This window comes from Candidatus Pedobacter colombiensis (assembly GCA_029202485.1).
Taxonomy (GTDB): domain Bacteria; phylum Bacteroidota; class Bacteroidia; order Sphingobacteriales; family Sphingobacteriaceae; genus Pedobacter; species Pedobacter colombiensis.
On record CP119313.1, the window covers coordinates 2,987,896 to 3,001,166 of the forward strand.

General features: G+C 39.8%; 11 protein-coding genes. 5 read left to right on the forward strand and 6 right to left on the reverse strand.

Annotated features, from left to right (window positions below; genetic code table 11):
• Positions 1–2: 2 nt before the first annotated feature.
• Genes P0Y49_12720 through P0Y49_12730 form a run of 3 tightly spaced genes read left to right on the forward strand, consistent with a single transcriptional unit; the run spans position 3 to position 3,920 of the window.
• Positions 3–701, forward strand: a complete 699-nt coding sequence (locus tag P0Y49_12720) for an L-ribulose-5-phosphate 4-epimerase (protein WEK17659.1) — start codon at positions 3–5, stop codon at positions 699–701.
• An 11-nt stretch (positions 702–712) separates the two neighbouring features.
• Positions 713–2,212 (forward strand): L-arabinose isomerase, encoded by a 1,500-nt coding sequence (gene araA, locus P0Y49_12725; GenBank protein ID WEK17660.1) that lies wholly within the window; start codon positions 713–715, stop codon positions 2,210–2,212.
• A gap of 22 nt (positions 2,213–2,234) precedes the next feature.
• Positions 2,235–3,920, forward strand: coding sequence for a sodium/solute symporter (locus P0Y49_12730; GenBank protein ID WEK17661.1), 1,686 nt, complete (start codon positions 2,235–2,237; stop codon positions 3,918–3,920).
• A gap of 65 nt (positions 3,921–3,985) precedes the next feature.
• Here the strand turns inward: P0Y49_12730 and P0Y49_12735 are convergent, their stop codons facing one another.
• Positions 3,986–4,414 (reverse strand): hypothetical protein, encoded by a 429-nt coding sequence (locus P0Y49_12735; protein WEK17662.1) that lies wholly within the window; start codon positions 4,412–4,414, stop codon positions 3,986–3,988.
• Between the two features lie 273 nt (positions 4,415–4,687).
• On the opposite strand from P0Y49_12735, the gene P0Y49_12740 reads away from it, so the two are divergent.
• Positions 4,688–5,173 (forward strand): Lrp/AsnC family transcriptional regulator, encoded by a 486-nt coding sequence (locus P0Y49_12740; GenBank protein WEK17663.1) that lies wholly within the window; start codon positions 4,688–4,690, stop codon positions 5,171–5,173.
• A gap of 86 nt (positions 5,174–5,259) precedes the next feature.
• The gene (locus tag P0Y49_12745) at positions 5,260–5,655 is read left to right on the forward strand and encodes a c-type cytochrome (GenBank protein WEK17664.1); all 396 of its coding nucleotides are present in this window, start codon (positions 5,260–5,262) and stop codon (positions 5,653–5,655) included.
• A 2-nt stretch (positions 5,656–5,657) separates the two neighbouring features.
• Here the strand turns inward: P0Y49_12745 and P0Y49_12750 are convergent, their stop codons facing one another.
• The 5 genes from P0Y49_12750 to P0Y49_12770 all read right to left on the reverse strand — a co-directional run bounded on the left by P0Y49_12750 (position 5,658) and on the right by P0Y49_12770 (position 13,264).
• Positions 5,658–6,674, reverse strand: a complete 1,017-nt coding sequence (locus P0Y49_12750; protein WEK17665.1) for a zinc-binding alcohol dehydrogenase family protein — start codon at positions 6,672–6,674, stop codon at positions 5,658–5,660.
• Positions 6,675–6,701: 27 nt separating this feature from the next.
• Positions 6,702–7,490 carry an SDR family oxidoreductase gene (locus tag P0Y49_12755; protein WEK17666.1) on the reverse strand — a complete coding sequence of 263 codons (789 nt, stop codon included), beginning with the start codon at positions 7,488–7,490 and terminating at the stop codon, positions 6,702–6,704.
• Positions 7,491–7,503: 13 nt separating this feature from the next.
• On the reverse strand, positions 7,504–9,420 hold the full coding sequence (locus P0Y49_12760; protein WEK17667.1) for a glycoside hydrolase family 88 protein: 1,917 nt from the start codon (positions 9,418–9,420) through the stop codon (positions 7,504–7,506).
• Positions 9,421–9,519: 99 nt separating this feature from the next.
• Positions 9,520–11,871 carry a DUF5703 domain-containing protein gene (locus P0Y49_12765; GenBank protein ID WEK17668.1) on the reverse strand — a complete coding sequence of 784 codons (2,352 nt, stop codon included), beginning with the start codon at positions 11,869–11,871 and terminating at the stop codon, positions 9,520–9,522.
• Positions 11,816–13,264, reverse strand: a complete 1,449-nt coding sequence (locus tag P0Y49_12770) for a sialate O-acetylesterase (GenBank protein ID WEK17669.1) — start codon at positions 13,262–13,264, stop codon at positions 11,816–11,818. Before P0Y49_12770 ends, P0Y49_12765 begins: the two co-directional genes overlap by 56 nt.
• Between the last annotated feature and the right edge of the window lie 7 nt (positions 13,265–13,271).

A 13,271-nucleotide genomic window follows, 5' to 3' on the forward strand; every position in this document is an offset into this window, starting at 1 on the left:
CAATGAACAACTACCAGGAAATTAAAGAAAAGGCTTATCTGGCAAATATGCAACTCCCTAAATTAGGGTTGGTGCTTTTCACCTTTGGTAATGCCAGCGCTGCAGATAGAGCTGCTGGTGTATTTGCTATAAAACCAAGCGGCGTACCATATGAAGAACTTTCACCGGAGAAAATGGTGATCGTTGACTTCGATGGCAATACAGTTGAAGGTACACTTCGTCCTTCATCTGATACAAAAACACATGCGGTATTGTATAAGCATTGGGAAGATGTTGGGGGTATTGTACACACCCACTCTACCTATGGAACCGCATGGGCGCAATCTCAAAGGGCAATACCTATTTATGGTACCACACATGCTGATCATCTTACGGTCGACATCCCCTGTGCCCCTCCTATGCATGATGATAGGATATCCGGGAACTATGAATATGAAACCGGATTCCAGATCATGAACCACCTAAAAGAGGCTGGCTTAAGCTACAAAGAGGTAGAAATGATCCTTGTTGGCAATCATGCTCCTTTTACCTGGGCAAAAACTGCCGAAAAAGCGGTATACAACAGTGCGGTAGTAGAAGAGCTGGCAAGAATGGCCTTCCTCACAGAACAAATACGTAGAGACGTACCTAAATTAAAAGACTCATTAATTAAAAAGCACTATGAAAGAAAACATGGCGCTGATTCTTATTACGGACAATAACTAAACATAAAATGATTAATCTGAAACAATTTGAAGCCTGGTTCATCACAGGAAGCCAGCATTTATACGGAGAAGAAACACTTAGACAAGTTGCAGAACATTCACTGCAAATTGCGAAGGGTTTAAATGAGGCACCACAGATTCCTGTTAAAATTGTATTTAAACCTGTTGTAAAAACTCCTGAAGAAATTTATCAGATCTGCCAGGAAGCCAATACCGCCGAAAACTGTATCGGTATCATCGCCTGGATGCATACCTTCTCCCCTGCAAAAATGTGGATTGGTGGTTTAAAAGTATTGCAAAAACCTTTATTACACCTACATACTCAGTTTAACCGCGATATCCCTTGGAGCACCATAGATATGGACTTTATGAACTTGAACCAAAGTGCACATGGCGACAGAGAGTTCGGTTTCATCATGTCGAGAATGCGCCTGAACAGAAAAGTTGTGGTTGGCCATTGGGAAGATAATGAAGTAAGAGAAGGTTTGAATACATGGTTAAGAGCAGCTGCCGGCTGGTTCGATATGCAAGGGGCTAAATTTGTACGTTTTGGCGACAACATGCGCTACGTTGCTGTAACCGATGGTGACAAGGTTGAAGCGGAGATCAAATTTGGTTATTCTGTAAACACACATGGTATCGGCGATCTTGTTGCGGTAATTAATCAAACCAGTGATGCCGCGATAGATCAGTTGATCAAAGAATACGAAGGTCGCTATGTGATGAATAAAGCGTTGCTTAAAGGTGGGGATCAATACCAATCCTTGCGCGAGGCTGCAAAAATTGAAATCGGTATGCGTAATTTCTTACAACAAGGAAACTTTAAAGGCTTTACAGATACTTTTGAAGACTTGCATGGCATGGTTCAACTTCCGGGAATTGCTTCTCAGCGTTTAATGGCAGAAGGTTATGGTTTTGGTGGCGAAGGCGACTGGAAAACATCGGCACTGGTAAGAGCTATGAAGGTAATGGGTAGTGGATTAAAAGGCGGGAATTCCTTTATGGAAGACTACACCTATCATTTCGATCCTAAAAACTCAATGGTGCTGGGATCACATATGCTGGAAATTTGCGAGTCGATTGCTGATGGCCCTGTAAAATGTGATATTCATCCGCTAGGGATTGGTGGAAAAGCAGATCCTGTAAGGTTAGTATTTAACGCTGCAGCTGGTCCTGCTTTAAATGCCTCTATTGTTGATATGGGTAATCGTTTCCGTTTGCTGGTTAACAATGTTGATGCTGTTGCCATAACCGAAGATATCCCAAAATTGCCGGTAGCTCGCGTTTTATGGAAACCGCAGCCTGATATGAAAACCGGATGTGCAGCATGGATTTACGCGGGTGGTGCTCACCATACCTGCTACAGTCAGAATCTTACTGCCGAACACCTAACTGATTTTGCAGATATGGCAGGCATTGAAACTGTAATTATCGATAAGCATACACATCTTAACCAGTTCCGTAACGAGTTGAAGTGGAATGAAGTATACTATCAGCTAAACAAATAAACCTAACCAAATATTATATCTCATGAGCAGCAGTTTAGTCTTCACAGATTATGTAGTTTTTATTTTCTATTTTCTCATCGTCACCGTTTATGGTTATATCATTTACAATAGGCGTAAAAAAAATGAGCACGATGCTAAGGCATTTTTCCTTGCCGAAGGTACATTAACCTGGTGGGCCATTGGAGCTTCCCTAATTGCCTCTAACATCTCTGCAGAGCAGTTTATTGGCATGAGTGGGGAAGGCTTTTTTCTTGGGATCGCTGTAGCTGCCTACGAGTGGATTGCCGCTATTGCCCTGATCATTGTTGCCGTGTGGTTTATTCCTGTTTATCTTAAAAACAAGATCTACACCATGCCACAATTTCTGCAAACCAGGTACAATGAAACTGTTGCTTTAATTATGGCCGTATTTTGGTTGTTCCTTTACATTTTCGTTAACCTCACCTCCATTTTATACCTTGGGGCTGTGGCGATCAACGGGCTTACTGGTGGGGAATACTTGCACATAATTATGTTGGGGCTGGCTGCCTTCGCCTTATTTATATCGCTTGGTGGAATGAAAGTCGTTGCTTATACAGATGTAATACAGGTTGCCGTTCTGATATTTGGCGGGTTGGTTACTACTTATATCGCTTTAACTGTGGTAGGTCAGAAGTTTGGTGTTGGTGCCAATGCTATTGCCGGCTTTAATGTACTGATGGAACAAGCTCCGGAACATTTTAAAATGATCATTCCAAAACCTACGGCTACCTCTACTCAAAATGAGATCAGCAAATACCTTACGCTTCCGGGGACAGCATCTTATGTTGCAGGAATATGGATCATCAACCTTAACTACTGGGGATGCAATCAATACATTACACAAAGGGCATTGGGCGCCGATCTGCAAACGGCCAGAACAGGTATTTTATTTGCAGGTTTCTTAAAGCTGCTGATGCCTGTTATTGTGATGTTACCTGGTATTGCTGCTTTTGTATTGTATAAAAATGGACATTTACCACAGCTGGTTGGCGGCAAAGATGGTGCTTATTCGGCAATACTTACCTTTTTACCAACAGGCTTAAAGGGGTTATCAATTGCTGCCTTAACGGCTGCCATTGTTGCTTCTCTAGCGGGAAAACTAAACAGTATTTCTACCATTTTTACATTAGATGTGTATTCTAAATATTTTAAAAAGAATACAGACCAACGCAACCTTGTTTATGTAGGTCGCGCTACTGTTATTTTAGGCTTAATACTAGCGGTAATGTTTACCTGGACAGACTTGCTGGGGATCGGTGGCGTAGGTGGCTTTACCTATATACAAAAGTATACCGGCTTTATTAGTCCGGGTGTATTTGCCATGTTTATTTTAGGTATGTTCTGGAAACGTACAACAGGAAGTGCAGCCATCGTAGGTGTAATTGCTGGTTTCCTTTTGTCTGTTTTCTTTAATGAATTTGCGCCGTCAGTTTTAGGCAATGATACCTGGATGTACACGGCTTATACAAACGGTAATGGGGGATTTGAAATTCCTTTTCACATTTGCATGGGCTTATCGTTTGCCTTTACTATGCTATTGATGATTGGTATAAGCTTAGCTGGTCCTAAAGTAAATCCAAAAGCTTTTGAGCTGGATAAAACTATGTTTAAAGTATCACCTTCTACGTTAATACTTATTGTTTTGACCCTATTGATAGTTGCTGCACTTTATGTGAAGTTCTGGTAATAATGAGCCGTATTAGAAAGCGGTGCTTGTAAGCTACAAACACCTCTTTCTAATATATACATAAATCATTTACTGTATATCCCTACATACCTCTGGTTAGCATTGAGTAAAATCAGATCAGCATAGGTTTGCATAAACAACTCTGATTGTCCTTCATTTCTCCCCTTTACCAGCAAATCTGCCAGTTCGCTCATTTCCATTCGTAGCTTCGTATTCATTGGAATAAATACATAATCGGTCAACTTATTTACGAGCAATGCACTATTGTAATCCTGAGGATAACGATCAAAAAAATCCCGGCAAAAAAACTCATTGAATGAAAATATCCATCCTGATGTATCATAGCTATCCATATCAAAAGAAACACCGGAAGGTACAAAGACCATACTTTCACCTTCATCTAACCACATTAAACGGAAACTGAAGATACTTTGTGACTTTTCGTTTCTGTTATACTCCTCCAGACGGTTAATACTTAAAAAATTTAAACTCATTTTTCATCTATTTATTTATTGTTCTTTAATTGTTAGATGGAGCATTTGATGATTAAAATAGTTGGGGTTTAGAATGCCACAAATTTGAACAGTACAATTGATAAATTCTCAAATACCTATAAAAAGTGGAAAATTCATCAAATAAACACAGATCAAACAGAATTAAATTCTTTAAAGTACAAGAAAGTATCCATCTTACAGAATTAACGCTAACTACTTGACAATCTGAATAGAATAGATTTAATTTGCAAAAAGAAGCGTAAAAAAACTAATATGACTACTATTACTTTGGATCAGACTGATCTACAACTATTACGCCTCATTCAAAAAGATGCCTCGTTGACCAATAAACAACTTGGGTTAAAATTGCACAAAGCCGGTAATACCATTTATAACCGATTGGAGCGGCTCAAAAAGATCGGCTATATTATTGGTACCCACACCATCATTAACCGCGAAAAACTAGGGGAAATACTCACTTCTTTTACCCTCATTCAGCTGAAAGATCATAGTACCCAATCGTTAAAAAACTTCCAGCAGGAAGCCATTAAATTTACTGAGGTAATGGAATGCTATCACATGACAGGGGATTTTGACTTTATTTTAAAAATCGTTGTCAGCAATATGCAGGCATATAAAGAGTTTGTAGTAAATAAACTAGCTAACCTACCCGACGTGGGCACAGTACGTAGCCAATTTGTAATTAATGAGGCAAAAAGGGAATTAGCTTATACCCTGGAAATACCTCCAGGGCAGTAAATTATTAAGATTAATTCCCAATAAGCAATAGGTTTGTCATATTAATCTAATCTAATTATATTGGTTGATATATTAAATCATTTGTTATGCGCTATAAGAAGACAATTACTTTTTCTCTATTATTGACCACAGTTGTGATGTTAAGTGCTTTTATGCCGCAACAAGAACCTAAAGCTACGAACCTTAAAGTGCTTCCAAAAAACATTAGTCATGATGATCTGGATAAAGTTATGGATGGTTTTAAACTTGCATTAGGTGTAAAATGTAATTATTGTCACGCTCCACGAAAAGACAATCCTAAAAAACTTGACTTTGCTAGTGATGAAAACCCTAAGAAAGAAATTGCAAGGGATATGATGCGTATGACTAACAAGATCAATAAGAAGTATTTCCACGAAAAGGACAAAGAAGGAAAGCTAACAAATATCTCTTGTGCAAGCTGCCACAATGGAAAAGAAGAACCTGTAACGATTAAAATCTGATTTTAATCTACTTCTACCATCGCTTTAATTACTCCGTTTGAAGGATCAAGCCAGCTTTGAAACTGGTCTTTAACCGCCTCAAATAAAACTTTATGCGTAATGTAAGTGGTTGGTTTTACCAAACCGGCTTTCATAGCAGCAATGACATGTTCAAAATCTGCTCTTGTCGCATTTCTGCTACTCATTAAGGTAGCTTCGCGTTTATGAAACTCCGGGTGACTAAAGGAGATATTTTCCTTTTGTAAGCCAATAAGTACAAACCGAGCTCCATGGGCCATATACTGAAAGGCATTGTTAATCGCTTTTAAGTTCCCTGTAGCATCTATGACAACCGTTGGCATATCACCTCCGGTAATTGTCTTCAATTGCTCTAAAACATCAGTATCAGCGGCATTAACTAAATGAGGCACATTCAGCTTATCCTTACAAAACTGTAAGCGAGCATCATTAATATCAAGCGCAATTACTTTTGCACCGGCAATTCTGGCAAATTCCATTGTCCCCAAACCTATCGGCCCGGCTCCTATCACCAATACAAATTCATCTTTTTGAATATCCGCCCTGCGAACACCATGTGCACCAATAGCAAGGGGTTCAACCAATGCCAGTTCATCAAAACTCAATCCTTCACCATGAATCAGCGTATGTGAAGGAACAGAAAGGTACTCTGCCATTCCACCATCCACATGTACACCGCAGACTTTAATATCCGTGCAGCAATTGGGTTTACCAGATCTGCAAGCGATACATACTCCGCAATTAAAGTAAGGGATAAATGTAACAGACTCTCCTTTTTCAAAACCCGCAGTACCATCAAACTCGATGAGCTCACCCGAAAGTTCATGTCCTAAGATTCTTGGATAACTAAAAAAAGGCTGTGTACCTTCAAAAGCATGTAAATCAGTGCCACAGATACCGATACGTTTAATTTTTATAATTGCGTTGCCCTGTGTTAATACAGGCTTTTCACCGGTAGCGTATTCAAATGTACCCGGTGTACTGCAAACTAATGTTTTCATTTATTTTTTCTGATTTCTATTATCCCGTTAAGCATTGGCTAAAGCCCGATCCAGATGTACATATCCGCCATCTACATGAATTATCTGACCCGTGGTATGGCTAGATCTACCCGACATTAAAAAAGCAGCCATATCTGCTATTTCTTCGGCTGTGGTCATCCTGTTTTCAAATGGTATTTTTGATGTAATTTCTTTTAATTTCTGTTCTGCATCAGGCAATGTTTCAATCCAGGTTTCATAAGCTGGTGTCCAACATTCGGCCACCACTACTGCATTTACCCTGATGCCATGTTTCAATAACTCCACTGCCCACTCTCTCGTTAATGCATTTCTACCACCATTTGCTGCCGCATAGGCCGAAGTATTCCCCTGTCCGGTCTCTGCTGTTTTCGAAGTAATATTTACAATCGCACCCTTGCTTTTGATCAGCTCAGGCAAGGCAAAATGTGCCATCAAATAATAATGAACAACATTTCTATGTAGAGAGGCCATAAAATCTTTATAATTGCCATGCTCCAACCCTACGCCATCATTCACTCCTGCATTATTCACCAGACCGTCAATTCTTCCAAATTGAGCTACAATGGTTTTTACAGCTTGTTCACAGGCTTCAGGATCGCTCAACTCTGCAGCAACCTGGAAAGCTTTTCCACCTGATGATACAATTTCGTCTACCACCTTTAGGTTATCAGCTTCCTTTCTACCCACAATTACCGCTATAGCACCCTCAGTAGCAAACACCGCTGCTGTAGCTTTCCCTATACCTTTGGCTCCGCCTGTAACGATAACTACCTTATCCTTTAATTGTAAATCCATATCATCTAAAAATTTATTTCTTTACCAATTGTTTGCCAATCCAGTTTATAAGGTCCTGGCCTGCTTCAAAGTTGTTATATTCTGCGGGAAGTTTTCTGCCGTCCACATACTCATTGTATAACCATGGATCACCAATAGCGAATACTGTTCCTTTACCTAATTTGGCAATAGCCATTACATGATCCCCATCCTTATCTTTAAGTATCGATTTAGCAGGTGGCATAACCTTCAAACTGCTATATTCTTTGATGTACAATTCTTTAGCCGTTTTAAAGATTTCATTGCCTGCCGGAACAGATACCTTGCCCATTTCGAATTGGTTTTTAACCACTCTGCCCTTGCTATCCAGGTTAAACTGAATACCGAAATTTTTAGCCAAATGATTAAAATGCTCCAGCTCTACATTACCGGTATCATTGGCCATCATGATTAAAATACCACCAGCTTTTACCCAGTCAGTAATGTTCTTAATGTCATTAGCTCCGATAAAATTCGGCTTAGCCGTTTCTTTTTCAGTATCCGGATCAACAATGATATAAACCGAAGCATTTTTAAGGTTTGCTGCTGTAGGCGCACTATACAGAGTTGAAGTCTTAAAACCTGCATTGTTAAACTGCTCACCCCACATAGAAAAACCACCATTGGCCATTTCTTCCCATTTGTAATGCCAGGATACTTCATTTCCACTTTGATCTTTCTTTGTTTCATTATTAAAATACGAATCCAATACTACTGTTTTCCCTAAACCCGGTTTAGGCATAGCTGCAATTTCCATTTCGTTGATGGCCTTTAAAAAAGCACCTACACCTTTAGGGTCATTGGTAATCACTTTTTCGCTCAAATAATAAGCATAGCTACCATCACGATAAGGTTTACCACCTAATCCTGATACAGTAACCGTACCTTTAAGGTTCACCATATTAAAAGCGCGTGGCTCAACAAACTCCTGCTGCATCCCTTTATAACCTTTATCTGCTACAGCAAAGTACGATTGTGGTAAGTATTCCATCCTTACCCCTTTAGCAATGGTATACACAAACATGGCCGAGGCCGAAGACTCAAAGTAATTGCCTTTATCATTTGGACGATCTAAAATATCATACCATACGCCTGTCTTATTATTTTGCACGCTTTTAATCGCTGTTGCCAAACGGTTTAGAATATTAATCAACTCTTTTCTTTTCGGATGATCCTTTGGAAAATAATCCAACGCATCTACCAGTGCCATACCATACCAGCCCATAGCTCTTGCCCAAATATGTGGTGACAAACCTGTTTTTGGATCTGCCCAACGCTCCTCTCTTGATTCATCCCAACCATGGTACAACAACCCGGTCTTCGCATCTCTGGCATTTTTTTCCATAAAGATGAATTGGTTCGCGATGTCATCAAAAGCAGCTTTATGGTTAATTAGTGCTGCATATTCAGCATAAAAAGGCTCTCCCATGTACAAGCCATCCAACCACATCTGGTTTGGATATATTTGCTTATGCCAGAAACCACCTTCTTTTGTTCTTGGTTGTTTTTGCAATTGCTCCCATAATGTGGTTGCCGCTTTAAAATATTTTTGCTGTCCGGTTACTTTATAAAGATTGAGCAAAACAGTCCCATTTTTTACGTTATCAATATTAAAATGATCCTGACTATAGGTGTCTATAACCCCTTCCGGTGAAATAAACTCATCCATTTTTTCCTGAACATATTTGAAATATACCGCATTACCGGTTCTTCTCCAGATCTCAGTCATCCCATCTTGAACAACGCCATCATCGTAGGACCATTTCTTTGATCTGTCTTTCCATACTTCCATTACAGTAGCTGCCATCTGGTCAGATAAAGGCTTCGCCTTTGTTTTGGCATTCTGTGCATTTGCTTGCGGTGCTATAGCAACCAGGGCAAATAAACTAAATATAAGAGATCTCATTTTCATACTTGTTGTGTTATAAATGGTTTCAATACAATTCTACATAGTTTTAAACAGTGATCTTAGTAAAACTTACAAAATAAATACGCAATCGTTGCCAAAGACTTATTTTACTAAAATCACAACATCTTTTTTTCTCCACTCAGGTATTACTTTTATCAGCTCCACCTTTCCATTCTTCAATATAGCCTCTACTATCGTTTGATGAGGGGCATGTAATTTAAAATGTACATCCCATTCCTTTGGCCAGGCCGGAAATATGAAGATCTTTTCTTCATGGGTTTGCAACAGCATTTCCTGTAGGCCAATCATACCCGAACCACCCCAATTATGATCTGGCACCCAGTCAAATCCTGGTCCCCAAAATGCCGGGAACCTTCTGCCTGAATCTTTTAATTTTAACAGCATTAATTCCGTTGCTTCTTTTACTAAGCCCAGCCTTGCGGCAAAAATATTATCCTGCTTCCATCCCACATGGCTCTTAAATTTCAGCACGTCTGGATCGTATTTAAAAGTGTTGATAGCCGTATCCAATCCCTGCTTGCCAATCCCATAAATTCCCCATGGATAAACCGGGTACAATTGTGGACTTTCGCTATTGTTTATTCTTTCCCATGCTTTAGCCGGGGCAATAGTTACATGTCCCTCAAACTCCCGGAAACTAATTGGTGGAATGCGTTTTAACATTGCAATCCATTCTGACCTTTGTGGTTCAGAAATCCCTTTAAGTTCCAGTAATCGGCCCAATACCGTTTTCAATGCTACAATGGTTGATGTAGCATTATAAGCCATCTTATAGGTTTCTGCTGCTGACCCCGGATACAGTACCAGATGGCCATTGCCATCCAGCCCTTTACTACCTCTTTGTTTAGCCAAATAACTGTAATGTGCATCAAAAAAGTTAAGACAGCTTTCTATAAATGGAAGATATACTTTTACATCTTTTCCGGCATAACTTTCTGTCTCCAGCATCATCATACAAAACTCCAATACGGTATCCCATTCATATTCCAGCCATGCATTGTACTCCATGCCTTTATCATAACCAACAGGTCTTTTCCAGCCATACTCAGCAGGATTTGGCAAGCCAAAATTCTCCAATTGTTCTGTAAAGCTTGCTCCTTTATGCCCCCAATAAAATTCAGTTCTCAGTTCAGCATTGTGCAGTAAGCTTGTATAGAAATCAAACTGTGGTTTCATCATTTCTACATCACCACTTTTCAGCATCGGCCAATACACCAATCGTTGATTCTGGGCTGTATGCGTTCCACCACCCCAGTTTCTGAAATCAGGCGTGTATTTTAAGGTAGAATCTACCAGGCCCGGGTCATAAGTGAACAAGCCGCCGTTAAATTTTGTAGGATAAGTTCCAAAAGCATTGCAGCCCAACATATAGCGAAACAACTGATAGTTTCTTCCTGCCTGTGCAACTAAAGGATTTTCCTCACTGCTCATGTCTATAAAACTACGTTGCCAATAGCTATTCCACCAGTTTTTACTTGCTTCAAATGCCTGTTTAGTTTTAGCAGCCGTAAGTTCTGTTTTTCTCAATTCGTTTTCCCAATCCTTTACAGCCGGTGTTTGGGCCGTATGCAATGTAATGACAACATTTATAGCCTTTAGGGGTTCAGTATTTCTTAGTTTCCAGCCTTTAAATGGTATTCCGGAATAACTGCCTGTGTAAATTCCTGCCGGGCTCATACCCTGTGCTTGCATGGAACCTCCAAATACGAGGTTCTTTAAGGGATTAAACAACTTATCCTTGACACTGCCCATTCCTTGTTGCTTCACCGTCACATCAAAGACAGAAAAGGCCTTGTTCTGATGGAAAAACAACAATCCATCATTTTTAAATGTAATGCTATCTTTAAAAGTTTTTACTTCCCCTTGAGGCGCCCATTTATAAGAGTTCTGATTGTTTTCTTTGCCCTTGGTTATCCTGTCTTCATTTCTCCAGCTTTCAAATCCTGCCTCAGCAAAAGTCTTCTGATTACTTTTTAGTTCAAGATGTACAATAGGTTTAAAAACATCAACCCAAACTTTCACCTCAGTTTGCAATCCTGCTTTTGTTCCCGTAACTTTTATGTAGCCCTCTTTTAAAACCAGCTCCTGTTTAAAAGTACTACTGGCATCGAAAGGATTAGGACTTAACTTAAGTCTTACTCGCCCTGGTTTTAATAAAGTATTATTTTCATCAAAGGTTCCACTTCTGGAAATATAAAAAAGCAGTTCTCCTTTTTCCACCCAAACATTCAAACCGATATCACCTCCACCGCAAGGCATAGAACCCGCTGCATTTTCACTCTGACTGTTCCATACCAGATTAGCTTCCACCTGCTTATGTTGTGCTTGTACAGTCCATAAACAGCCGGATATAATCATCCAAATAAAAAGAATCGATTTACTTTTCCCAGTCATCCGTTCTAAAAGAGGAAACCGGTAAACCTTCATTTCCATACAAATCCCCAATTACAAAATCTTTAAAGGCATAACGTACTGCCACCGGAACCTTAACAGACTCAGACGAGACTGTTACACTACTTCCTGAAAGCACAGCTTTTGCAGGGTAAAACACTTTGTCTTCTCCGGCAATTTCAAATAAAGACAAGGGCTTTCCAAATGAAGTAAGTCCATTCGCTACATTCTGAAATTTAATAATTGCAGTACCATCTTTAACACTCATCGAGTCGTATTCAGGACTTGCACAACTGAAACCTTTAATGCCATAAGTATTGCCTAATGCCAGATAAGCCAATCGTACTCCTCCTTTTTCTTTATTTGCCGGATGAATGGACCGTTCTTCTCCAATATCCATCAACACTGCCATTCCTGAATTGGGTATTTTAGTGAGCGATTTACGCTGCGCATCCCTGATGAATGCTGAATTAAATTTCTTACCGCTTTGAGCTGGGTCTTTTGCATATTTATATGGCGCAATCTGTGCATAGTGGAAAGGAAACTCCCCCATTCCCCATACATTCCGCCATTCCTTTACCATGGCCGGAAACAAATCTTCATATCTATCCGGACGTTCCTGATTAGACTCTCCCTGGTACCAAATCGCTCCACGGATTCCATAACCAATAGCAGGGTATAACATACCATTATATAACGTTGTTGGTGTACGACTTACTTCTTTAATCGTATCGCCTTTTGAAGGTATTTTAACTTCAGGAAATGACTTTAATAATTCGGGCGACATCCAGGCTTCTATAGTTGAACCTCCATAACTATCGTTAATCAATCCAACCGGAACCTGTAGCATTTCGCTCAGCAATTTACCAAAATAATACGCGGTTGCACTAAAATTTGATACCGCTTCGGGCCCTGCAATTTTCCAATCAGAAGGCTTACTATTGTCCTGTCTTTCTGTTATAGATGACCGTGGGACTGTATATAGTCGGATTTGTGAATTGGAAGATTTTAAAATTGCCTCGTTTGACCCAAGAATAGGCTGCCCTTTAAATCCTTTCATGGGCATTTCCATATTGGATTGTCCACCACAAAACCAAACTTCGCCAATCAAGATGTCTTTTAAGGTGATGGAAGTACCATCAGTTATGGTCATTTCGTAAGGGCCACCCGCTTTTGGAGTGGCTATTTTTAACTTCCATTTTCCATTCGCATCCGCTTTTACAGTGTATTTCTTTTTGTCCCATGATGGGGTTACAGTAACCAGGCTATTGTTCTTTGCCCAACCCCATACTGCTACATCAGCTTTCTGCTGAAGTACCATATGGTCGGTAAAAATAGAGGCAGGTTTTACCTCGGCAAAGGAAGAACCTACAGAAAAGGCAATCAGGCATAATAACGTTGCCGGTTTAAGAATATATGCTTTAAATGTTTTCATTTTTAAA

Excerpts from the sequence above, each read along its gene's own strand:
- P0Y49_12735 (WEK17662.1), bottom strand. The coding sequence starts at position 4,414 with ATGAGTTTAAATTTTTTAAGTATTAACCGTCTGGAGGAGTATAACAGA.
- P0Y49_12730 (WEK17661.1), top strand. The coding sequence starts at position 2,235 with ATGAGCAGCAGTTTAGTCTTCACAGATTATGTAGTTTTTATTTTCTAT.
- P0Y49_12745 (WEK17664.1), top strand. The coding sequence starts at position 5,260 with ATGCGCTATAAGAAGACAATTACTTTTTCTCTATTATTGACCACAGTT.
- P0Y49_12755 (WEK17666.1), bottom strand. The coding sequence starts at position 7,490 with ATGGATTTACAATTAAAGGATAAGGTAGTTATCGTTACAGGCGGAGCC.
- P0Y49_12770 (WEK17669.1), bottom strand. The coding sequence starts at position 13,264 with ATGAAAACATTTAAAGCATATATTCTTAAACCGGCAACGTTATTATGC.
- P0Y49_12765 (WEK17668.1), bottom strand. The coding sequence starts at position 11,871 with ATGGAAATGAAGGTTTACCGGTTTCCTCTTTTAGAACGGATGACTGGG.
- P0Y49_12760 (WEK17667.1), bottom strand. The coding sequence starts at position 9,420 with ATGAAAATGAGATCTCTTATATTTAGTTTATTTGCCCTGGTTGCTATA.
- araA (WEK17660.1), top strand. The coding sequence starts at position 713 with ATGATTAATCTGAAACAATTTGAAGCCTGGTTCATCACAGGAAGCCAG.
- P0Y49_12750 (WEK17665.1), bottom strand. The coding sequence starts at position 6,674 with ATGAAAACATTAGTTTGCAGTACACCGGGTACATTTGAATACGCTACC.
- P0Y49_12740 (WEK17663.1), top strand. The coding sequence starts at position 4,688 with ATGACTACTATTACTTTGGATCAGACTGATCTACAACTATTACGCCTC.
- P0Y49_12720 (WEK17659.1), top strand. The coding sequence starts at position 3 with ATGAACAACTACCAGGAAATTAAAGAAAAGGCTTATCTGGCAAATATG.